This is a genomic window from Phocaeicola faecalis (genome assembly GCF_021730445.1).
Classification (GTDB): Bacteria; Bacteroidota; Bacteroidia; order Bacteroidales; family Bacteroidaceae; genus Phocaeicola; species Phocaeicola faecalis.
Window position 1 is genome coordinate 149,779 of record NZ_JADNRM010000008.1, and the last position, 22,099, is coordinate 171,877.

Genomic DNA, 22,099 nt, shown 5'->3' on the forward strand with positions numbered 1-22,099 from the left:
TTACATTTCTTTTGCCAATAGTTTGGCTATTTTGCTTTTGCTCACTTTTCCCTTCAGCTGCACCAATGTACAATCGCCGTTTCCGGTGCATACGATGAGCAGTTCACGTATCACGTCATTCTTGCTTTTTGCCAGAATGCGCATCTTCTCACCTTCATCGTTTACCTGAACCAGCGTCTCGTATCCTTCAATTCGCTGTGCGTTTATCTTTTTGTTGAAGCGTTCCTGTACATTTTTCGAGCAAGCTTCCAAGTCCAGAATTCTTATTGATTTAAATTTCCGGGCAAGCTTCGCATCGTTGTCATTTCCCATAAACATCTTTCCGATGGTCATCATAAACGGTGAGATATTAATACACTCTGCGTTGGGTTCTTTCCCGAATTCATCGAAGAGGGAATTAAGGTTTTGGGCAAAACCGATGTGGCAGATAAATAATAATGCTAATGCCAATATGTACTTTTTCATGGTCTTATTTTGTTTATGTTTATACTTCAGGTAATCTTTTAAAAGCGCTTTCATTTAGATAGACGGAAGCAGAAAGAATGTTGTTACAAAGAAAAGTGTTTTTTTCTTTCAGATAGGGAAAAAATAATCGGGGGGATATGGGTTGTTCTTAGTTGCGGACAGGAAGACGCACCCATAACCATTTGGGAATGAGTCTCCAGAAGAATACCAGTACTTGATAGCGCCGGTCGATGATGACGGTTCGTTTCTTTTTGTTGAGTGCACTGATGATGTGTGCGGCTACTTTGGAAACGTTCATCAGCAGAGGGTATTTGTCGTCTTTCAGTAGCGGGGTGGCTACAAATCCGGGGCGGATGTCGGTGAAGATAATGGGCAGCCGGTTCATGTGCGCCAATTGGTCGAGGGCCTCGATGTAAGTATTCTGAAAACGTTTGGTGGCAGAATAAGCAGGAGCCGAACCCAGTCCTTTGGTTCCGGCAATGGAACTGATTACCGCCAAATGTCCGTATCCTTGTTGTTCAAAATAATGATAGGCTGCCGTCACCATGCGGATGAAACCCTCCACATTGGTGGCGGCAGTCTGTAGTTCGATATCCGGTGTCAGAGAGAGATTTTGTTTGCCGATGCCTGAGCTCAGCAAGAATAAATCCATTCCTCCCAGCTTATCTATCAGTCGTTGCAGCAAATGGGGCGCATCTTCGCGGGTGACGTCCAAGGCTTGGGCGCACACCTGTCCGGGAGCAGTCAGGAGGAGTTTTTCCAGTTCCTCTTCCCTGCGTCCGGCTATGCCTACCTGCCATCCGGCTTTCAGGTAGCCTTTGGCTACTTCCAGCCCGATGCCCGAGGTGGCTCCGATGATGACAACCCGTCTGACTGACATAGCTTGTCTTATTTAATATGTTCCAAGGCCTGTTCCAAATCAGCGATGATGTCGTTGGCATCTTCGATACCTACCGACAGGCGGATTAAGTCGGGTGCAACTCCGGCTTCCATCAACTGCTCGTCCGTCAACTGGCGGTGTGTATGGCTGGCAGGGTGGAGCACACACGTGCGGGCATCTGCCACATGAGTCACGATGCAGGCCAGTTTCAGTGCGTCCATAAATTTGATGGCCTCTTCGCGGCTGCCGTTCAGTCCGAAAGCGATAACGCCGCAAGAGCCGTTCGGCATATATTTCTGTGCCAGTTCATAATATTTGCTGCTCTTCAGGCCACAATAGTTCACCCATTTCACCTGTGGATTGGCTTCCAGCCATTCGGCAACTTTTTGTGCATTCTCACAGTGACGAGGCACGCGCAGATGGAGTGTTTCAAGTCCCAGATTCAGCAGGAACGCATTTTGTGGTGACTGAATGGAACCGAGGTCACGCATCAGTTGTGCGGTAGCTTTGGTCATATAGGCCATTTTGCCGAATGCCTTGGTGTAAGTCAATCCGTGGTAAGACTCGTCCGGCTGCGTCAGTCCGGGGAATTTGTCAGCGTGCGCTTCCCAGTCGAAATTACCGCTGTCTACGATGGCTCCGCCTACACTGGTGGCGTGTCCGTCCATATATTTGGTGGTAGAGTGAGTCACAATGTCGGCTCCCCATTCAAACGGGCGGCAGTTGATGGGAGTGGCGAAAGTATTGTCGACAATCAGAGGTACACCATGCTTGTGGGCAATGCGTGCAAACTTCTCAATGTCAAGTACATCGATGCTGGGGTTTGAGATGGTTTCTCCGAACAATGCTTTGGTGTTCGGGCGGAAAGCCTTGTCAATTTCTTCTTCGGGCGCATCGGCATTGACAAAAGTGCATTCGATGCCGAGTTTCTTCAATGTAACTCCGAAAAGGTTGAAAGTACCGCCGTAGATGGTAGACGAGCACACGAAATGGTCACCTGCCTGGCAGATATTGAAAATGGCATAGAAATTAGCAGCCTGTCCCGATGAAGTAAGCATGGCCCCCACGCCACCTTCCAATGCGGCAATTTTTGCTGCCACTGCGTCATTGGTAGGGTTTTGCAAGCGGGTATAGAAATAGCCCGTATCTTCAAGGTCGAATAAACGAGCCATCTGTTCGCTGGTATCATACTTGAAAGTTGTACTTTGATAAATGGGCAAAACGCGCGGTTCCCCTTTCTTCGGCTGCCATCCTCCTTGTACGCAAAGGGTGGATTTGCTAAACTTCTTATCCATGTCTATTCTTTAAGTTAATGGTTTTACTTTAAGTAAATTGAACGCAAAAGTAAGAATAATCTCTTATTTAGTGTTCTTTTATTAGGAAAAGTATTATATTTGAATGAAATTAATAAGCATAACTATGGGAGAGGAAATAAAATTCAGGCATACGATGCCGGTACAAATACGGTTTAGTGACGTAGACCAGTTCGGACACATGAACAATTCAGTCTACTTTTCTTTATACGATTTGGCAAAGACGACTTATATAAAAGATGTGTTGGGGAGCGCAGACTGGCATAAGATGGCAATTGTGGTAGCGAATATCAATGCCAATTTCTATGCACCTGTATTCTTTTCAGACCATTTGATAATAGAAACGGCTGTTGTCCAGTTGGGGCATAAAAGTTTCACATTGCTGCAACGTGCCGTGGCGACGGATACGCAGGAAGTGAAATGCGAGTGCCGCACAGTGATGGTGGGCTATGATATTGCAACCAAAGAGCCGAAGCAGATAGCTGAGGATTATAAGCAGGCGATTTGTGCTTACGAGGGCAAGACAATGGACGAGTTGGCAAAGAAGTAACCCCCTTCTTCGATATAATAAATTAATTTATGAATTATTCGGTGATTTATTAATATAATAGCTCGCCGAATTATTTTTTTATACCTTTGTGGAGAGGACGTTGTTATTGCTTCGCATGATGCCGGTCTTCTTTTTCTTTCCCTTTCCGCATAGAAATTTAATGATTTATACTTACCTTGTCTTAAAGAAGGCTTCAATAACAGCATCTTTGTTTTAATTATACCTCCTGTTTAAAAAATAATCGTTATATCATAAAATATTTCATTAAATCTATTTGTGTTATTAAATTAAGTTCTTATATTTGCGAAGTCGAATTGATTTAATATAAATGAAAAACAAGAAAATCTATCCTTGGGTGGTGGTAGGTCTTTTGTGGGTTGTAGCACTTCTCAACTACATGGACCGCCAGATGCTTTCTACAATGCAGGAAGCAATGAAAGTGGACATTGTGGAGCTCAATAAGGCTGAGGCTTTTGGAGCTTTGATGGCTGTATTTTTGTGGATTTACGGTTTTATGAGTCCGGTAGCCGGCATTATTGCCGACCGGGTGAGTCGTAAATGGTTAATCGTCGGTAGCCTTTTTGTATGGTCTGCCGTGACTTATTTGATGGGTTATGCGACTGATTTCCATGAACTTTACTGGCTGCGTGCCACCATGGGAGTGAGTGAGGCTCTATATATTCCTTCAGCACTTTCGCTGATTGCCGACTGGCATCAGGACAAATCACGTTCGCTTGCTATCGGTATCCACATGACCGGTCTGTACACCGGACAGGCCATCGGAGGTTTTGGCGCAACAGTGGCGGCCGCTTTCTCCTGGCAGCTTACCTTCCATTGGTTTGGTATTGTAGGTATTATCTATGCGCTGGTATTGGTGCTGTTCCTGCACGAAAATCCTACTCATATAAAAATAGAGAAACTTGCAAAGGAAACGCCTCGCAAGAAAGGCTCTGTCTTCAGCGGATTGGCAGTTGTACTGTCCAATTGGGCTTTCTGGATTATCCTGTTCTATTTTGCAGCTCCCAGTTTGCCGGGATGGGCAACCAAGAATTGGCTTCCGACATTATTCTCCGAAAGTCTGAATATTCCAATGGCTGAGGCAGGCCCGATTTCTACTATAACCATTGCCCTGTCATCGTTTATCGGTGTTATTGTGGGTGGTGTCTTGTCGGATAAATGGGTACAGAAGAATATCCGCGGACGTGTTTATACCGGTGCCATCGGTTTGGGACTGACGGTTCCTTCCTTGCTGTTGCTGGGCTTCGGACACAGCTTTGTGAGTGTGGTGGGAGCCGGATTACTCTTTGGAGTAGGTTATGGTATCTTCGATGCCAACAATATGCCGATTCTGTGTCAGTTTGTATCAGACAAACATCGTGGAACCGCTTATGGAATTATGAACATGACAGGTGTGTTTGCCGGTGCAGCCGTAACGGAACTTTTAGGCAAATGGACTGACGGAGGCGGATTGGGACAGGGCTTTGCCATGCTGAGCGTCATCGTTCTGGTTGCTTTGGCTCTCCAGCTATTCTTCCTGCGTCCGAAGACAGATAATATGGTAGATTAAATTATACATTAAGACAACAATGATAGTTTCAAGATTAGAGAACAGTTCACGGATAGAAAGTCTTCATCCGTTGTTCAAACAATTATTTGATTATGTAAAGACGCATGACTTGCTGAATGCTCCTTTGGGACGCATTGAACTGGACGGCGATAACTTATTTATTAATAATGTAAATCCCGAATGTGTTCCAGCCGACAAGCAAGTGCTGGAAATGCACCGTGATTACATTGATGTGCATATTCTTTTGACGGGTCAGGAAACTATCGGTTGGAAGGCTATTGAAACATTGGAACATCAGGCTCAGGCTTATCAAAAGGAGGGAGACTGTGCACTTTATAGTGACAGACCCACCTTGTTTGCCACCTTACAGCCCGGTGAGTTTGCCATTGTTTATCCCGAAGACCCGCATGCTCCGGTCATCGGTGAAGGAAAAATCAGAAAATTAATAGGAAAAGTAAAACTCTAAAAGAAATAGTTATGGAAAAGATTATTGGACTTATTGACGCACCTTTTACCCCGTTTTATGAAAACGGAGAAGTGAATTATGAACCGATTGAAGCCTATTGCCAACTGCTGGTAAAGAATGGCCTTCAGGGAGTATTTATCAATGGTTCTTCCGGTGAAGGTTATATGCTGACCGAAGACGAACGTATGAAATTGGCAGAACGTTGGGTGGAAGTTGCTCCTCAAGGTTTTAAAGTTATCGTACACGTGGGTAGCACTTGTGTGAAGTCCAGCAAACGTTTGGCTGAACATGCCCAAAAGATTGGTGCGTGGGGTATTGGTGCCATGGCTCCTCCCTTCCCGAAAGTAGGCCGTATTGAAGAGTTGGTGAAATATTGCGAAGAAATCGCTTGCGGTGCACCCGAACTTCCTTTCTATTTCTATCACATCCCTGCGTTTAACGGCGCTTTTTTGCCGATGGTAGCTTTCCTTGAAGCTGTGGACGGACGCATTCCAAACTTTGCCGGTATCAAATATACCTTCGAAAGTATGTATGAATACAACCAGTGCCGTCTTTACAAGAACGGTAAGTTCGATATGCTTCACGGACAGGACGAAACAATTCTTCCTTGTCTTGCTATGGGCGGTGCTCAGGGCGGTATCGGCGGAACAACAAACTATAACGGCAAAGAATTGGTAGGTATCATCGAAGCATGGAAAGCCGGAGACTTGGAATTGGCCCGTGAACGTCAGAACTTTGCACAGGAAGTAATCAATGTTATCTGCCATTATCGCGGTAATATTGTCGGTGGTAAACGTATTATGAAACTGATTGGTCTGGATTTGGGTAAGAACCGCACTCCATTCCAGAATATGACCGATGAAGAAGAAGCTGCCATGAAGAAAGAATTGGAAGCAATCAACTTCTTTGAAAGATGTAACAAATTCTAAATAAAACATTTGCTCTTATGAATGTAAATGAATATTTGTCGAACTGGGCAGAATGCTATAAAAGAGATTTGACTGAAAACATTCTTCCGTTCTGGTTGGAAAACGGTCTTGACCGCAAGCATGGTGGTGTATATACCTGCCTGAACCGTGACGGAAGTCTGATGGATACCACCAAGTCGGTATGGTTTCAGGGACGTTTCGGCTTTATCGCAGCCTATGCCTACAATAATATAGAGAAGAATCCCGAATGGCTGGCAGCTTCAAAAAGTTGCATCGACTTTATCGAGGCGCATTGTTTTGATGTCGACGGACGTATGTATTTTGAAGTAATGGAAGATGGCACTCCGCTGCGTAAACGCCGTTATGTCTTCTCGGAAGGCTTTGCCGCCATTGCCATGTCGGAATATTCTATTGCATCGGGAGACCGTACCTATGCCGAGAAAGCATTGGAGCTGTTCAAGCGCATCATGCACTTCCTCAATACTCCGGGCATATTGGAACCGAAGTATCTGGATACGTTGAAATCGCAAGGACATTCCATCACAATGATTCTGGTAAATACTGCTTCGCGCATCCGCGCAGCTATCAATGATCCGGTGCTGACAGAACAAATCGACCGTTCCATCAAGGCATTACGTACTTATTTCATGCATCCGGAGTTTAAGGCATTGCTTGAAATGGTAGGTCCTGACGGAGAATTTATCGATTCTATCAACGGCCGTACCATCAATCCGGGACACTGCATTGAGACAGCCTGGTTTATTTTGGAAGAGGCTAAGTATCGCAACTGGGATAAAGAATTGGTTGATATGGCATTGACAATCCTTGACTGGTCTTGGGACTGGGGATGGGACAAGGAATATGGCGGTATCATTAATTTCCGTGATTGCAAGAATCTGCCTCCTCAGGATTATTCTCAGGATATGAAGTTCTGGTGGCCGCAGACAGAAGCTGTTATTGCTACTCTGTATGCTTATCAGGCTACAGGCAATGAAAAATATCTGGAGATGCATAAGCAAATCAGCGACTGGACTTATGCCCACTTCCCTGATAATGAATATGGCGAATGGTATGGTTATTTGCATCGTGACGGAACAGTGGCACAGCCGGCTAAGGGTAATATCTTTAAAGGGCCGTTCCATATTCCCAGAATGATGATTCGCAGCTATACGCTTTGCGAAGAGATACTGAAGAAATAATATTAGACTTAATAAGGTTGAAAGCCGCAGCAACGTTGGGAAACGAAGTTGCGGCTTTTTTATTGTCACTTGAAAGAGCTATTCGGCCAAGACTTTATCCAGCCATGGCAGCACAAATTCATTTTTGAAGTAATGGTTCGGTCCGTCTACATTTACGGAGTCATAGAAAGAGGTTCTGCCGAGTCCTTCAGGCAAGTTTTGGGCAGGATTACGTGTCTCGGGTGCTGCATATTTCTGATAATGGTGTGTTTCAATGTTTTCCGGGTGTCCGCTTATCTCATAGGCTCGTTTTACTAAATTGAAGTCTCTGTCCAGTCCGCCTTCCGTCAGAATGATGGGGCGGGGAGCAAGCGAGGCCACTATATCAGGAAAGTTGAAGTATTTCCAGAAGTCGGGTATCAAATGGCGGATGGAATTGGGGAAAGGACGGCGTCCCCTTTGATCCGGTTCTGTCATTACAATGGCTCGTTCCTGTGTTTGGCATAAAAAGTCATTGTAGACGAAAGCGTAAATGGAAGGATCCATGACGCCCAATACCATTAGAGGTTCAGTGCCCAAAGAGAATCCACTGACAACAATACGGTCTTGGCGTATGAAGGGTTGGCACTTCATCCATTCCAGCACCTGTTTGTTTAGAAAAGAAGTATACCCCAAATAGCTCCATCCCAATTCCAGCAAAATGCGTGACGGAGTGTCATAATCATAACTTGTTCCGGCCAACGGCTCCAGGTCGGCTGCCTCTCCTGCCGCCGCATTGTCTACAGCCACTGCGATGTATCCTTGTTTTGCAATATTTAAAGCCATGGCCGCCCGCATATTGCTGGCAGAGACTTCTCCGATGAGGTTTTCTTTCGTCATACCCGAGCCGGGGATGCATAGTACGGCAGGACCGGGACTTTGGGCCTTGTCGGGAATCAGTATATAAAAAGTAGAAACACAGTGAGGCAGTGGGTAGAATTCCCATTTTTCTTGCCGATAACCATCTTTCTGTATTTTCTCTATACAGACAGGCACCGGTTGATCGGTGATGTGGGGATGATGCATGATTTCTATCATGGCTGTCCGTACTCCTTTTTGCCATTCGGCAAATTCTTGCCGGGTGAAGTCATGCCGGAATGCATAGAGTGGTTTAGTATCTTTGAGCATGGCATGTACTACTCCGTAGGTGCTGAGATAACGTCCGTCATTTCGTTCGGAACAAACGGTTTTATGTTTTTCCGGAGAAAATGTTGTTTGCGCGAATAGCATTGACGATGACAGGCAGATGATGAGGAGAACTGCCCATTTCTTCATTTTAAGTTTTGTTTTCTGCATGATTAGATTGTATGAGGTTATCATTTTGAGGCTAAGATAATAAATTGGAAATGAATTGTGGTGAATTTACCATAGAAAATTAAAGAGGACACCCTCCCGGGCATCCTCTTCCAAAATCAATGTTAAAATCGACTATATCTGTAATACAGATGTCTTTTAATTATTTATATCCCGGTGTTTGAGTCAATTCCGGATCTTTGGTAATCATATTGGTTTCTATCGGCCAGTATAATTTGTAAGCCTCTGCTTCGGTTAAGATTGCCTTCTTGCCATCTTTACTTCCTTCAGGACAGAATACCAGATGTTTGCCTCCTTTGGTTAATGTCATACGTTTCAGGTCATACCAGCGTTGGCCTTCACCTAACATCTCTTTATCTTTTTCATGTAGGATAGCCAGTTCGTTTTCTGTAAAACTACCGTTGGTGTAGCCATATTTAGCCGCATCCCAATTTTTGCCGTAAGCACGTTCGCGTATCTTGTTTATATAGGTAGCTACATCTCCGCCTTCCATATTTGCTACTTCGGCCATCATCAGGTATACACCGGCCAAACGATAAGCAATGACATCAGCATCCCAAATATAACGGTTGATGGATTCATCGAAGTGTCCCATTATTTTCTTGTACACTGTACCTGCCAATGAGTTGTCCTTACGTGAATAGGCTCCCAGGAATGTTGCATCACGGCGACTGTCTGTCTTGTCATAAGACAGGTAGAATTCCGGTAGATATTCTATGCGTTGCATACCGGTGGTGCTGACTTTCAGCGTATCGCCCATAGGCTTTCCGTTTTCGTCGTTGAAACCTACAGTTTTGAATGCTCCGGTCTGATAGTTGTATATGAAGGCCGTAAATGGGTTGGATGCTTCTCCTTCCATATATCTTACGGCAAAAATAACTTCATCATTACCTTTATTGTTTGCGCTGAACACGTCCTCGTAGTTTGATTGTAAGGCGAGACCATAATTGTTCATCAGACTTTGCAGGTGATTCTTGGCTACACTTAAGTCTGCATTGTTTGCTGTATTGTCATCTACTGAGACTTTGGCATTCCATAAGTAAACTTCGGCAGCCAAATATTCAGTAGCGGCTTTTGACCAATAGCCTTTTAAATTCTTTCGGTTATTGGGATCGAAAGAGTTGTTATTTCCAAAGTGGTCAAGTGAAGCTTTTAAGTCTGCTTTGATTTGTTTCATGACTTCAGAACCGGCAGAACGCTTCATATAAAGGTTGTTCGGGTTGAAATCACCGTTTACTACCGGGTTCGGATCTAAGCGCAGAGGCAAAGTACCATAAGTGCGATACAGTCCGAAGTAATAGAAAGCGCGCAGGCCGTAAGCTTGTCCCAGATAATAGGCTTTTTCTTCTTCGGTCATATAATCGGCTTCCAGTGTCTTCTGCAACATGATATTTATATTGGCAATGCATCCATATATGTTACCGAAGTTTGTGATTCCCGGAGATTCGGCATTCAGGGCCTGATTTACGATACCTTGATAAGAAACTGAAGTTCCGTCTACGGCTACATCAGGAATGCTGGTTCCACCGCGTGCTTCGCCCAATACATATTGCTGCTGGAATATTTGGTCACGGAAGTTTTTGTGTATTCCGTCCATATAAGCAATCACATGTTCTTTTCTTGTCCAGAAGTTACCATCTCCGTAAGTGTCAATGGGAGCCAAGTCCAAAGCATCGCAACCTGTCATGCCGGCAGCAAAAGCGAATACGCTGAAGCGAAATGCTAATTTAAATATTTTATTTCTCATAATTGTAGTCTTTTTTATTTATTAGATTAGAATGTTAAGTTAACCCCAAATAAAATGGTACGCGGCAATGAATAGCCTTGTCCGACTGCACCGTTATCTTTCGGGTTGGCTTCGGGAGAACCTACGTTTTTCGCACCGGTGATGTAACCTAGGTTCTGTCCTGTAATAGAGACTTCGGCACGTTGCATCTTCAACATTTTGGCTACAGATTCAGGCAATGAATAGCTCAGCGAGATTTCGCGGATAGCCAAGTAGTCGCCTCTGTATGCAAACATGGTAGATGCGATATAGTTGTTCTTTCCGTTTTGGTCGGCAAACAGGTAACGCGGGTATTTGGCGTTCGGATTGCTTTCTGACCAAGTGTCATAGTACATTGTGGGGGTATTGTAGGTTCCTTGGTAACATCCCATGAACCATGGAGTGGTACTTTGTGATCCACTGTTTTCATACAACCAGAAGCCTAGGGCATAGTCAAAGCGTCCGTATAGTTGGAAGTTTTTCCATCTGAGGGTAGTGTTGAAACCGCCGGTCCAGCGTGGAGAGGTAGCTCCTACTTTTACTTTATCGAATTCATCGATTACGCCGTCTTTATTCACGTCATGGAACTTCGTGTCACCCGGTTGGATGGGGAAGTTTGTGGTAGCATTCTGTTGGTCGGCTGTCAGTTTGTTCCATGCTTCAGGGCCATAGTAGGTTCTGGAACCATACTTTCTCACCAAGTTACCCGGGATTTCATCGTATGAACGGTAAATGCCATCCGCTTGGTATAAATAAAGCATGCCCGGTTCCTGACCTTCTTGCTGTCCGCCTACCCATTTTTTCTCATCTCCGTTTCCTGTATATACTTGGAATGCATTGATACGGTTTCTTTCCATGCCATTGTCTGGTAATGAAACGATTTTATTCTTATTGAATGCGATATTTCCCGAGGCACTCCATGTCCAGTCCTTGTTATCGATAATTTTTCCTGAAAGTTCTATTTCGATACCTTGGTTACGGAACTCACCGTTATTGTTTGTTACGGATGAGAAACCGGTAGAGGTAGGGAAACTTAACGCTGCATATTTGTCTGATGTCAGTCGATTGTAGTATGTCAGGTTAGTATTCAGTCGGTTGGCAAAGAAGCTCATGTCCGCACCTACTTCAAAGGTGGCAGTCTTTTCCCATCTCAAGTTCGGGTTAGGAAGTCCTGTAATCAGATAAGACGTATTTCCGTTATAGTTGAATGAGCCGCTGCTATTGCTTGAAGCGTAGCTTCCCTGCAAGGTATAGGCACCAATACCTGATGCATTACCGTTGATACCGTAGCTGGCACGCAATTTACCGAATGACATTACGGGAATAGCGTCTTTAATGAAGTCTTCACGTCCGAAAATCCATCCGGCAGATACTCCGGGGAAGAATCCCCAACGGTTGTCGCCCAACAGAGAAGAGTAACCATCGCGGCGGAAGACGAATGACAATAGGTATTTGTCTTTAAAATCATAATTTAAGCGTCCGAAGAATGACAGGATACGTTGCTTTTCGTGCCATGAATTGATAGTACGCTTGCCTTCGCCCTTATCGGTCAGTGACAGGTCAGGAAGGTCATCGGTAGGTGCGCCCTGACCTTTTGCCTCAAATCCGCGTTTGTACTTGTTGTAGTATTCCATACCCAACATCACTTCTACATGATGGTCGCGGAAGAAGGTTTCGTTATAGTTCAACACAGCATTGTAAGTTTGGCGGAAATCGCGGTCATAATAAGCTGTAGCCGATCTTGTGCGCACAAAGTTTCCGGGAGTATTTTCATAATCCTTTGTGAAGCTTTCTTGATATGTCTCAGAGTAATACCAGTTCATGTTGGCTGTTAATGACAGATTTTTCAGGAAATCAATCTTGAAGGATTGGCTCATTGTGAACTTATCGCTCTGATTATCATTCCACCATTGGTCGGGTTGATACATTTGATTACCGTCGGCGGTACCCGGGCCTAGTTTCATGTTGCCTTCTTCATCTTCGAAAAGAACAGTAGGAGGAAGTGAGCGTACTCGTCCGAAATAGTTCAACTCTGAACCATTGGAACCGGGCATGTTCTTCCAGTTGGCACGGTTATAGTTCAGTGACGAAGTGGAAGTAAGCCAGTCTGCGATTTTATAACTGGCATTGGTAATGAATGAATAGCGTTCGTAGAATGTATTAACGGGAACACCTTCCTGACGGTTGTATCCCAAACCGGCGTAGTAGGTACCACGGTCATTACCACCGGACATATTGATGTTGTAGTCCTGTGAGAATGCGGGATTATTCAGGTTATATTTATCTACATCTGTATTCTTGTATAAAATTTCTTTGCCGGTAATAGGGTCTGTCACTGTCTGCCATCCTCTACCTAGCAGATATTTGTTGTCCTCGTTTAAGAACTGAGTACTGTAAATATCCTGATCCAGATTGTTTCCGGTACCGAAAGGTTGCTTACCATTCAGGTAGTTTTCATAACCTGTCCAGTAAGTTTTAGTCTTTCCTTCTTTGTCTTGGAATAAGTGTCCGGCATCCCAGTGTGCTTTACGCATCGCTTTAATATATTCGCCTGCTTCCAAAAATTCATAGGGAGTGCGTGCATAGCTCAAACCTAATTTGGCCTTGAAATTAATTTCGCGGAAACCAGCTTTACCTCTTTTGGTGGTAATAAGGATTACACCGTTACTGGCACGTGCACCGTAAAGTGCAGTAGCACCGGCATCCTTTAATACATCCATAGACTCAATGTCTTCAGGGTTGATGTCACTCATAGAGTCTCTGAGCTGTCCGTCTACTACAACAAGTGGAGAACCGGTTCCATCCAAGTTGGTACCACCACGCAAAATAATCGTAGGAGTTGCACCGGGACTACCTGATGACTGGATAACCTTCAAGCCGGCTACGGCACCAGACAATGCTTGTGCAGGATTGGAGTGCATACCTACGTTCAAACTTTCCTGTTTTACTTTAGAAATTGAGTTCGTTACTTTGGTGCGCAATTGTTGACCACCATAACCGGTAACCACAACCTCTCCCAGCATTTCTGTATCGTCTTTCAATGTAACATTTAGAGGCTGGCCATTCCATTTTACTTCTGTTGTTTTATATCCAACGAAAGAAATCTGGATGATATCCCCTTTCTTCACGTTACTCAGAGAGAAGTCACCGTCAATGCCGGTGATTGTTCCGTTTGTTGTACCTTTTACTACTACAGATGCACCAATAACGGTTTCACCTGTTGTGTCTTTCACAATACCGGTACAAGAGCCATTTTGTTGTGTGATTTTCACGTCGGTTATACCGGGTTCGGCAACCGCGTAAGCTGTTCCTGTAGAGACGCCCATTAAGAACAGCAACGTACTGACTGACTTTAGCCTTTTTAACATAGCTGTGATTTTTTTTATTAGTGTTTATTATAGCAAGAAATTATTTTCTAATTAAGTTCTTTTAGAACTCTGCAATAATTTGTATTTAGGTTTACGCTGCAAATATATTATATTATTTATTAATGCAAGCATATTTAAGAAATTATTTTTAATATATACCCAATATTTTATCAATATTGAACGCATATCATCTCTAAATCTTATATAAATAATCTTATTCGGCTGTAGATAGATAAAATATTATCCACCAATATTGCATAATTAGGTAGAATTATGGTAGATACAAAAGCCATATTACACCTATATATATACTCCGTCAAATGGTATACAGGTCTTGTGGCAATGTTGCAGAGTTCTAAAAGAACTTAGTAAATGATTAAAATGTCGTGGCATGAGCTTCCTCTGGATAATGGGAAATTGGGAGATAAAGAGAGGGAGAGAGGTAGGCGCGTGTGGTCTATATATGAGGTTCCTTGAACCTGGAGAATGTAGAAGAATATAAATATAATGGAAGAAGTAAATGTGTCAAAACTCTCCTTTTATCGAAATCACCCTCGCTACAACTACCTGTGGCGAGGGTGACTTTTAGCTTATGAGGGTTTCGACCTCTTCTTATATATTATCTATAAGACTTTTCTAATATTTCCAGTATCTCATCGTCGGTTATGGGACGCGGATCAAGTGTGAACAAGCCTCCCATCGTGTCGCGTGCGTTCTGCAATATTCTAGGGAAGTCATCGGGCCGGATGCCATACTCACTTAATTTTAAGTGGTTCACGCCACATTCTTTTTGCATTGTTATCAGTGCGTCGATGAAATCGGATGCACGATTACTCTTCTTTTCGGTCATCACTTCGGCCATCTTCATGTAACGTTTGGTGCAGTCGTGGCGGAAAGTTTCAAAGTAGGCTTCAGAAAGTGCTATCAGTCCGGCTCCGTGAGGCAGTTGCGGATAGTAGGCACTCATGGCATGTTCCAGCGAATGTTCGGAAGTGCAACTGGAGGTGGATTCTACCATTCCGGCCAGTGTGCTTGCCCAGGCAACCTTGGCGCGTGCTTTCAGGTTTTGGCCGTCGGCTACGGCTACCGGCAAGTATTTGTATAATAAGCGGATAGCTTCCAATGCATATAGGTCACTGATAGGAGTCGCACAGTTGGCAATGAAACCTTCGGCAGCGTGGAAAAAAGCATCAAACCCTTGAAAGGCAGTAAGCTTGGGTGGGATGGATACCATTAATTCAGGGTCTACAATGGAAAGGGTAGGATAGGTGAGGGGAGAACCGAAACCTATTTTCTCTTGTGCTGTTTCATGGGTGATTACTGTCCACGGATCCATTTCGGTGCCCGTGCCCGCTGTTGTGGGAATGGCTATAATAGGTAGAGCCTTGCTGATGGGGCGTCCTTTACCTGTCCCTCCTGAAACGTAATCCCAATAATCACCGTCATTGCATGCCATTACAGCGATACTCTTGGCGGAGTCAATAGAACTTCCTCCTCCCAGTCCGACCACAAAGTCACATCTTTCTTCGCGACAGATGGCAGCTGCTTCCATTACATGTTCTTTGATTGGGTTGGGAAGTATTTTATCGTAAACTACCGTCTCTACATGATTCAATCTCAGTTGGGCGAGTACTTTTTGCAGATATCCATATTTTCGCATGGAAGTGCCCGCAGAAATAACAACCAATGCTTTCTTACCCGGTAATTTTTCACTTGATAACTTATTGATTTCCCCACAACCGAATATCAGTTTGGTAGGGATGTACAAACTAAATACAGGATTTGCTTTCATGTTCTTTCGTATTTAAAGTTTCACTGATAACAAATGTAGGAAAATAATAGTTTTGGTGTTTAAGTAAATTGTTAAATTTTACATACTGCCGGGTTTTACTCCTTTTCTTTATTCAGTTTGAGATAGATATGTTTGTAAACTCCCATTCACAGGACTTTGTCGAAGAGAGTGAATTCAAGTCCCTCTTTTTAATATCCAGTTTTTGGTAAGGGCTGTCAGAACGCTGATGATATTGTCTATAGTCTGTCATTCTGAACGTTAGTTAAGAATCTGTTAAGCGTTATTTTGTGTTTATGGATTCTTTTTTCGTTTCCTTGTCACAAATTCTTCGAAAAAGATATCCCGATTGTCTGTAACAGTTCCTTTGTGGGGGTATCTTCTACCTGGATGGTGGCATAGGCGATAGGGGTGGCGGATGCCTTGTCGGTCACTATGCCTCTGATGGTTTGTGTCAGATTCTGTGCTGTGATAGAAAGGCATAGACATGTCATAAACAGACTTAGTCTCGTAATTCTGCAACGAAACAATTAGCGTAAATAGAGATACCCCATATAAATTCACTATATTTGCACGCTTACATGTGAGAAAAGAATGCTACTATGATTAATACATTAACTTCCTTACGGCTCTTTTTTGCGCTGATGGTTTTCGGGGCGCATTGTTATGTCGTTGATTCCACCTTTTCAACTCATTTCTATAAAGAGGGGTTTGTGGGCGTGAGTTTCTTCTTTATATTGAGCGGCTTTATTATCGCTTATAATTATCAGCAGAAGCTGGTGGAGCGGAAAGTGTCGAAACGTCAGTTTTGGGTGGCACGAATTGCCCGTATCTATCCATTGCATATAGCGACCTTATTGGGAGTGGCCGTGATAGGTAATCTGTTGCATCCGATGGGTTGGGGGGAAGGATTGAGGCATTTTATTCCTGCACTGTTCCTTTTGCATCCTTTTGTTCCTCGGATGGATTACTTCTTTTATTTCGACAGTCCTTCCTGGAGTTTGGGGTGTGAGCAGTTGTTTTATTTCTTGTTTCCGTTTTTAGCCCTGTTATTTTATAAAAAGCAGCGGTTGGTGGGAGTCTTGCTAGTTTGTGCCGTGGTGGTTCCTACGCTGATGTCACTGACGGATGAGGCGAATATCCGTGGTTATTGGTATGTGAATCCATTGGCCCGATTCCCTGATTTTCTGGTGGGTATGTTGCTGTATCGGGTCTATGAATGGTGCCGTTCCAAACAGTTGTCTTTTTCTACAGCTTCATTGCTCGAAGTTGGGGCGGTATGTATCTTCCTGCTGTTTTATATGGTTTCGGAGGACTTGGTCCCCAAGGTATACCGTTATTCCTGTTATTATTGGATTCCGATTTCGTTGGTTCTGTTGATATTCTCTTTGCAGAAAGGGTTCCTTTCCCGCATTCTATCCAATAAATATCTGGTTGTCGGCGGTGATATCAGTTACAGCTTTTATCTGATTCATTTGTGGGTTATACTGGCTTATGTGGAATTGGCGCAAACATACGATTGGCACATCAGCCTGTATATCAGTATCCCGCTTATCTTTGCAGTTACTATCGCATTGAGCCTGCTTTCTTATTATTATTTTGAGAAACCGGCCAACCGCTTGGTAAAACGAATTTTAAATAAATAACAATAACTATTTCATGGAAAAACAATTATCAGAAAAACTGCCGCGTATTGAGGTGGTAGATGCTTTGAGGGGATTTGCTGTGATGGCAATTCTCCTAGTACATAACTTGGAACATTTTATCTTTCCGGTTTATCCTACAGGAGACCCCGGATGGTTGAATATTCTGAATGACGGAGTCTTTAACATTACTTTTTCTTTGTTTGCCGGAAAAGCTTATGCTATTTTTGCTTTGCTGTTCGGGTTTACATTCTATATTCAGTCGGCCAACCAGCAACGGAAAGGGAAGGATTTTGGCTATCGCTTCCTTTGGCGTCTAGTCTTATTAGCCGTTTTTGCTACTGTTAATGCTGCTTTTTTTCCGGCAGGAGATGTCCTGTTGCTGTTTGTTGTAGTGGGTGTCGTATTGTTTGTGGTGCGCAAGTGGAGTGATTGTGCCATTTTGCTTACGGCTATCCTGTTCCTTTTGCAACCCGTAGAGTGGTATCATTATATAGTCAGTCTGTTCGACCCTTCGCATACGTTGCCCGATTTGGGAGTAGGACCGATGTATCAGGAAGTGGCAGCTTATACGAAAGAAGGAAACTTTGGAGAGTTTATATGGGGGAATATCACTTTGGGACAGAAAGCCAGCTTGTATTGGGCATTGGGGGCCGGTCGCTTTTGGCAGACTGCCGGCTTGTTTCTGATGGGACTGTATATCGGCCGTAAGCAGCTTTTTGTTTCTTCCGAGGCCAATACACGTTTTTGGGTGAAGGCACTCATTATCTCTGCCATCGCATTTGCTCCGTTGTTTCAGTTGAAAGAATTGGTGATGGTAAGTGGCAGTCCGCTTGTTCAGGGAACAGTAGGAACGGCTTTCGATATGTGGCAGAAGTTTGCATTCACGGTAGTGCTGGTTGCATCTTTTGTGTTGCTTTATCAAAAGGAAGGTTTCAAGAAGTTTGTGTCCAATCTTCGCTTTTATGGAAAAATGAGTTTGAGTAATTACATTGGGCAATCCATTGCCGGAGCTATCATTTATTTCCCATTCGGATTGTATCTCGCTCCTTATTGTGGCTATACGCTCAGTCTGATTATCGGGTTTGTACTCTTCTTCTTGCAAGTTTATTTCTGCAAATGGTGGTTGAAGAGTCACAAACAAGGACCGCTGGAAGGCATTTGGCATAAATGGACATGGTTGGGAGCAAACAAGTGATTTGTTGCAGAAAGTAAGACACGCATATCGAATAATGAAAAAATATTTACGTATGAAAAACCAAATTGCATTATTAGGCTTGTTGGCTTTATGTACTCACTCTCAGATGAGTGCGGCATCTCCTCAAAAAAGTATTTATCATAAAGGCTGGATTGACTTTAATAAGAATGGAGTGATGGATATTTATGAAAATCCCAAAGCTCCATTGGAAGCTCGTGTGCAGGACTTGTTGAGTCAGATGACCCTTGATGAGAAAACTTGCCAGATGGCTACACTTTATGGTTCGGGACGCATTCTGAAAGACGCATTGCCTCAAGAAAGTTGGAAAAACGAAATATGGAAAGACGGTATTGGAAATATTGATGAAGAGCATAACGGTCTTGGCAAGTTCCGTTCAGAGTATGCTTTTCCTTATACCAAGCATGTAGATACAAAGCATACCATCCAGCGTTGGTTCATTGAAGAGACCCGTCTGGGCATTCCGGTTGATTTTACGAATGAAGGGATACGCGGACTGTGCCACGACCGTGCCACGTATTTCCCGGCCCAGTGTGGACAAGGTGCTACTTGGAATAAAGAACTGATTGCGCGTATTGCCGAAGTGGAGGCGCTGGAAGCCGATGCTTTGGGGTATACCAATATCTATTCTCCCATTTTGGATATTTCGCAAGACCCCCGCTGGGGACGCTGTGTGGAAACGTATGGTGAAGATCCCTATCTGGTGGGACAACTGGGTAAACAAATGGTAACTACCCTTCAAAAGTATAATTTGGTTGCCACTCCCAAGCATTTTGCCGTTTACAGTATTCCTGTGGGCGGACGTGACGGGCAGACACGTACCGATCCCCATGTGGCACCGCGCGAAATGAGAACGCTTTATCTGGAGCCTTTCCGGGTGGCTTTTCAGGATGCGGGTGCTCTGGGTGTGATGAGCTCTTATAATGATTATGACGGTGAGCCGATTAGTGGAAGTTATCATTTCCTGACCGAAATTTTACGTCAGGAATGGGGATTCAAGGGCTATGTGGTTTCTGACAGTGAGGCAGTGGAGTTTGTTGCAGGCAAACATAAGGTGGCTGATACATACGAAGACGGTATTGCGCAGTGTGTCAATGCCGGTCTGAATGTGCGTACTAATTTTACCGCTCCCGATGAGTTTATAATTCCTTTGCGTAAAGCTATTGCCGATGGAAAGATTTCCTTTGATACGGTGGACAAGCGTGTGGCGGAAATTCTTCGTGTAAAGTTTTGGTTGGGGCTGTTCGACCATCCGTATCGCGGTGATGGAAAACTGGCCGAGAAGATTGTACATAGCAAAGAGCATCAGGCGGTGGCACTTGATGCAGCCCGTCAGTCATTGGTTTTGCTTAAGAATGAGAAAGAGATGCTGCCCTTGTCCAAGTCGATTCGGAAAGTGGCCGTTATCGGTCCGAATGCCGAAGAGAAAAAGCAGCTCATCTGCCGTTACGGACCCGCCAATGCACCGATAAAGACTGTTTTTCAGGGAATAAAGGAAATGCTTCCCGATGCAGAGGTGGTTTATCGGAAAGGGTGTGACATTGTAGACCCGCATTTCCCGGAAAGTGAAATCCTTGATTTCCCGAAGACGGAAGAAGAAAGCAGGCTGATGGATGAGGCGGTTGCTGCCGCGCAAAATGCAGAAGTTGCCATTATGGTGCTGGGCGGTAATGAACTGACGGTAAGGGAAGACCGCTCGCGTACCAGCTTGGAACTGCCTGGCCGTCAGGAGGAGTTGCTGAAAGCTGTGATGGGCACAGGCACACCGGTAGTGCTGGTGTTACTTGACGGTCGCGCGGCAACCATTAATTATGCGGCGGCTACTGTTCCGGCGATATTACACGCCTGGTTTCCCGGCGAATTTTGCGGACAGGTAGTGGCTGAGGCTCTGTTTGGAGACTATAATCCGGGTGGAAGGCTGGCTGTGACTTTCCCTAAATCAGTAGGACAAATACCCTTTGCCTTTCCTTTCAAACCAGGCTCGGATGTTCCGGCAAGCACTTCGGTTTATGGTGCACTTTATCCTTTCGGATATGGTCTGAGCTATACTTCTTTTGTGTATAGTGATTTGCAAATAACTCCTAAGGAACAGGGGGCGCAGGGCGAAGTGAATATAAGTTGCCGAGTGAAGAATGCGGGCAAGGTAAAAGGAGATGAAGTGGTACAACTTTATTTGCGTGACGAAGTGAGCAGTGTCACTACCTACACGAAAGTGCTGAGGGGCTTTGAACGTATCTCTTTGGAACCGGGAGAGGAAAAAATCGTTCGTTTTAAACTTCGTCCGCAGGATTTAGGGCTGTGGGATAAGAATATGAACTTCTGTGTAGAGCCGGGAAGTTTCAAAGTTATGGTTGGAGCTTCATCGGCGGATATCCGTTTGGAGGGAAACTTTGAGGTTATATAAACGTCATTGGGAAAGTCCCCTGCCGCTGCCTAATGAGGGTGAATGTGAACTAAGTTAAACCAAAGAAGAACTTTGAATCTGAAACTTGCGCATCCTGAAAAGCAAGAGAAAGAGTCGTATCATTACTCGAAACAGAGTGCGATACGGCTCTTTTAAGTTTGGCAGTTACCATCTGTCACTTTCTCGGAAGGGTCATTTTTGTTTTGACCCTCAAAGGTATGAGTTTCATCGCGAAGTGGAAGCTGAAGAAACCGGTGGTAAATATTGGGTGAGAAAACGGCAGATGTCATGGTGGCGGAGGAAGGATTCTTCCTTCCTCCTTTCATTGGCCGTGGAAACGCCCTGCTGGTAGGGGTTCCGGTAGTGAATGGACATCCTGTATTGTCGTTTCATCCTCCTTTCATTTGTAATATTTCTTCCGGATTTAATTTTTTCTATAACGCTTTCATTTACGGTAGGGGCGGACCCATGTGTCCGCCCAATGGCTTAAAGTGAACTGTTCTCAGGCAGACACACGGGTCTGCCCCTACAGAAAACGGTAGTCTAAAAAGATGAGACACAAGGGAATTGCTGAAGGCAAATTGTGAAGGGACTCGGAAAGCGCGGCTGAAGGGAGGATGAGGGGATGTGCTGTCATTCTTAACCGACTGATTATATGAGTGTTTTGATTAAAATGTAAGGATGAACGGAAAGAAGGATGACCGGCTTAATGAGGGGATGATGCAATCTGCCCCTACATGAAAAACATACCGAGCTTTTTAAAAAAGATACCGAGCTTTTCTGAAAACACAACGACCTTTTTAAAAAAGACTTTGAGGTTTTTAAAAAACATCAANTTAAAAAAGATACCGAGCTTTTCTGAAAACACAACGACCTTTTTAAAAAAGACTTTGAGGTTTTTAAAAAACATCAAGGTCTTTTTTGCAGCATGGGAGTGTGTCAAAACTAAACCGGGCTATCCCATCGTCAGTTGTAGGGGCAGGGTTCGCCTGCCCGAAGACACAAAACAAACTGTTTTCGGGCGAGCAAACCTCACCCCTACGCACGAAACGACAGCATTATCCACATTTTGCCCCCCTGTTTGTAAAGTGTGTACGTACGCATCGGTCTACACATACGGTGGCATCAGCCCACACGTACGTACGCATCGGCCTACACGTACGTACGCATGAGCCTGCACGTATATATGTCATTGTGTCAGGCTCCGTCATAT

17 protein-coding genes are annotated in these 22,099 nt (G+C 44.2%); 9 read left to right on the plus strand and 8 right to left on the minus strand.

Features of this window, described 5'->3' with window-relative positions; genetic code table 11:
- The 3 genes from IR173_RS10225 to IR173_RS10235 form a co-directional block, all read right to left on the minus strand.
- Entirely contained in the window at window positions 1-465 is a 465-nt protein-coding gene (locus tag IR173_RS10225) for a DUF4252 domain-containing protein (protein WP_237039502.1), read from the minus strand.
- A 148-nt stretch (window positions 466-613) separates the two neighbouring features.
- Window positions 614-1,345, minus strand: coding sequence for an SDR family NAD(P)-dependent oxidoreductase (locus IR173_RS10230; RefSeq protein WP_237039503.1), 732 nt, complete (start codon window positions 1,343-1,345; stop codon window positions 614-616).
- An 8-nt stretch (window positions 1,346-1,353) separates the two neighbouring features.
- Window positions 1,354-2,640, minus strand: coding sequence for an O-acetylhomoserine aminocarboxypropyltransferase/cysteine synthase family protein (locus IR173_RS10235; RefSeq protein ID WP_237039504.1), 1,287 nt, complete (start codon window positions 2,638-2,640; stop codon window positions 1,354-1,356).
- 124 nt (window positions 2,641-2,764) lie between these two features.
- Between IR173_RS10235 and IR173_RS10240 the strand changes: the two genes are divergently transcribed.
- The 5 genes from IR173_RS10240 to IR173_RS10260 all read left to right on the plus strand — a co-directional run bounded on the left by IR173_RS10240 (window position 2,765) and on the right by IR173_RS10260 (window position 7,369).
- The gene (locus IR173_RS10240) at window positions 2,765-3,208 is read left to right on the plus strand and encodes an acyl-CoA thioesterase (RefSeq protein WP_237039523.1); all 444 of its coding nucleotides are present in this window, start codon (window positions 2,765-2,767) and stop codon (window positions 3,206-3,208) included.
- Window positions 3,209-3,536: 328 nt separating this feature from the next.
- Window positions 3,537-4,775: an MFS transporter gene (locus tag IR173_RS10245; RefSeq protein WP_237039505.1), complete on the plus strand. Its 1,239-nt coding sequence runs from the start codon at window positions 3,537-3,539 to the stop codon at window positions 4,773-4,775.
- A gap of 19 nt (window positions 4,776-4,794) precedes the next feature.
- Complete coding sequence (locus IR173_RS10250; RefSeq protein ID WP_237039506.1) at window positions 4,795-5,241, plus strand: YhcH/YjgK/YiaL family protein; 447 nt, start codon at window positions 4,795-4,797, stop codon at window positions 5,239-5,241.
- A gap of 11 nt (window positions 5,242-5,252) precedes the next feature.
- A complete protein-coding gene (locus IR173_RS10255) occupies window positions 5,253-6,170 on the plus strand; it encodes a dihydrodipicolinate synthase family protein (RefSeq protein WP_237039507.1) in 918 nt (305 codons plus the stop codon).
- A gap of 17 nt (window positions 6,171-6,187) precedes the next feature.
- Window positions 6,188-7,369: an AGE family epimerase/isomerase gene (locus tag IR173_RS10260; protein WP_237039508.1), complete on the plus strand. Its 1,182-nt coding sequence runs from the start codon at window positions 6,188-6,190 to the stop codon at window positions 7,367-7,369.
- A gap of 78 nt (window positions 7,370-7,447) precedes the next feature.
- Here the strand turns inward: IR173_RS10260 and IR173_RS10265 are convergent, their stop codons facing one another.
- The 5 genes from IR173_RS10265 to IR173_RS10285 form a co-directional block, all read right to left on the minus strand.
- Window positions 7,448-8,662 carry an alpha/beta hydrolase family protein gene (locus tag IR173_RS10265; protein WP_237039509.1) on the minus strand — a complete coding sequence of 405 codons (1,215 nt, stop codon included), beginning with the start codon at window positions 8,660-8,662 and terminating at the stop codon, window positions 7,448-7,450.
- A 181-nt stretch (window positions 8,663-8,843) separates the two neighbouring features.
- Complete coding sequence (locus IR173_RS10270; RefSeq protein ID WP_237039510.1) at window positions 8,844-10,448, minus strand: RagB/SusD family nutrient uptake outer membrane protein; 1,605 nt, start codon at window positions 10,446-10,448, stop codon at window positions 8,844-8,846.
- Between the two features lie 26 nt (window positions 10,449-10,474).
- Window positions 10,475-13,834, minus strand: a complete 3,360-nt coding sequence (locus IR173_RS10275) for a SusC/RagA family TonB-linked outer membrane protein (protein WP_237039511.1) — start codon at window positions 13,832-13,834, stop codon at window positions 10,475-10,477.
- Between the two features lie 619 nt (window positions 13,835-14,453).
- Window positions 14,454-15,626, minus strand: a complete 1,173-nt coding sequence (locus IR173_RS10280) for an iron-containing alcohol dehydrogenase (RefSeq protein ID WP_237039512.1) — start codon at window positions 15,624-15,626, stop codon at window positions 14,454-14,456.
- Between the two features lie 317 nt (window positions 15,627-15,943).
- Window positions 15,944-16,117 carry a peptidase associated/transthyretin-like domain-containing protein gene (locus IR173_RS10285; RefSeq protein ID WP_237039513.1) on the minus strand — a complete coding sequence of 58 codons (174 nt, stop codon included), beginning with the start codon at window positions 16,115-16,117 and terminating at the stop codon, window positions 15,944-15,946.
- Between the two features lie 108 nt (window positions 16,118-16,225).
- Between IR173_RS10285 and IR173_RS10290 the strand changes: the two genes are divergently transcribed.
- The 4 genes from IR173_RS10290 to IR173_RS10305 all read left to right on the plus strand — a co-directional run bounded on the left by IR173_RS10290 (window position 16,226) and on the right by IR173_RS10305 (window position 21,381).
- Complete coding sequence (locus IR173_RS10290; RefSeq protein WP_237039514.1) at window positions 16,226-17,269, plus strand: acyltransferase family protein; 1,044 nt, start codon at window positions 16,226-16,228, stop codon at window positions 17,267-17,269.
- Window positions 17,270-17,282: 13 nt separating this feature from the next.
- Complete coding sequence (locus tag IR173_RS10295) at window positions 17,283-18,464, plus strand: DUF418 domain-containing protein (protein WP_237039515.1); 1,182 nt, start codon at window positions 17,283-17,285, stop codon at window positions 18,462-18,464.
- A 106-nt stretch (window positions 18,465-18,570) separates the two neighbouring features.
- Window positions 18,571-20,886 carry a glycoside hydrolase family 3 N-terminal domain-containing protein gene (locus tag IR173_RS10300; protein WP_237039524.1) on the plus strand — a complete coding sequence of 772 codons (2,316 nt, stop codon included), beginning with the start codon at window positions 18,571-18,573 and terminating at the stop codon, window positions 20,884-20,886.
- Between the two features lie 264 nt (window positions 20,887-21,150).
- Window positions 21,151-21,381, plus strand: coding sequence for a hypothetical protein (locus IR173_RS10305; protein ID WP_237039516.1), 231 nt, complete (start codon window positions 21,151-21,153; stop codon window positions 21,379-21,381).
- Window positions 21,382-22,099 lie beyond the last annotated feature (718 nt).

Excerpts from the sequence above, each read along its gene's own strand:
- IR173_RS10225 (WP_237039502.1), bottom strand. The coding sequence starts at position 465 with ATGAAAAAGTACATATTGGCATTAGCATTATTATTTATCTGCCACATC.
- IR173_RS10230 (WP_237039503.1), bottom strand. The coding sequence starts at position 1,345 with ATGTCAGTCAGACGGGTTGTCATCATCGGAGCCACCTCGGGCATCGGG.
- IR173_RS10235 (WP_237039504.1), bottom strand. The coding sequence starts at position 2,640 with ATGGATAAGAAGTTTAGCAAATCCACCCTTTGCGTACAAGGAGGATGG.
- IR173_RS10240 (WP_237039523.1), top strand. The coding sequence starts at position 2,765 with ATGGGAGAGGAAATAAAATTCAGGCATACGATGCCGGTACAAATACGG.
- IR173_RS10245 (WP_237039505.1), top strand. The coding sequence starts at position 3,537 with ATGAAAAACAAGAAAATCTATCCTTGGGTGGTGGTAGGTCTTTTGTGG.
- IR173_RS10250 (WP_237039506.1), top strand. The coding sequence starts at position 4,795 with ATGATAGTTTCAAGATTAGAGAACAGTTCACGGATAGAAAGTCTTCAT.
- IR173_RS10255 (WP_237039507.1), top strand. The coding sequence starts at position 5,253 with ATGGAAAAGATTATTGGACTTATTGACGCACCTTTTACCCCGTTTTAT.
- IR173_RS10260 (WP_237039508.1), top strand. The coding sequence starts at position 6,188 with ATGAATGTAAATGAATATTTGTCGAACTGGGCAGAATGCTATAAAAGA.
- IR173_RS10265 (WP_237039509.1), bottom strand. The coding sequence starts at position 8,662 with ATGAAGAAATGGGCAGTTCTCCTCATCATCTGCCTGTCATCGTCAATG.
- IR173_RS10270 (WP_237039510.1), bottom strand. The coding sequence starts at position 10,448 with ATGAGAAATAAAATATTTAAATTAGCATTTCGCTTCAGCGTATTCGCT.
- IR173_RS10275 (WP_237039511.1), bottom strand. The coding sequence starts at position 13,834 with ATGTTAAAAAGGCTAAAGTCAGTCAGTACGTTGCTGTTCTTAATGGGC.
- IR173_RS10280 (WP_237039512.1), bottom strand. The coding sequence starts at position 15,626 with ATGAAAGCAAATCCTGTATTTAGTTTGTACATCCCTACCAAACTGATA.
- IR173_RS10285 (WP_237039513.1), bottom strand. The coding sequence starts at position 16,117 with ATGACATGTCTATGCCTTTCTATCACAGCACAGAATCTGACACAAACC.
- IR173_RS10290 (WP_237039514.1), top strand. The coding sequence starts at position 16,226 with ATGATTAATACATTAACTTCCTTACGGCTCTTTTTTGCGCTGATGGTT.
- IR173_RS10295 (WP_237039515.1), top strand. The coding sequence starts at position 17,283 with ATGGAAAAACAATTATCAGAAAAACTGCCGCGTATTGAGGTGGTAGAT.
- IR173_RS10300 (WP_237039524.1), top strand. The coding sequence starts at position 18,571 with ATGAGTGCGGCATCTCCTCAAAAAAGTATTTATCATAAAGGCTGGATT.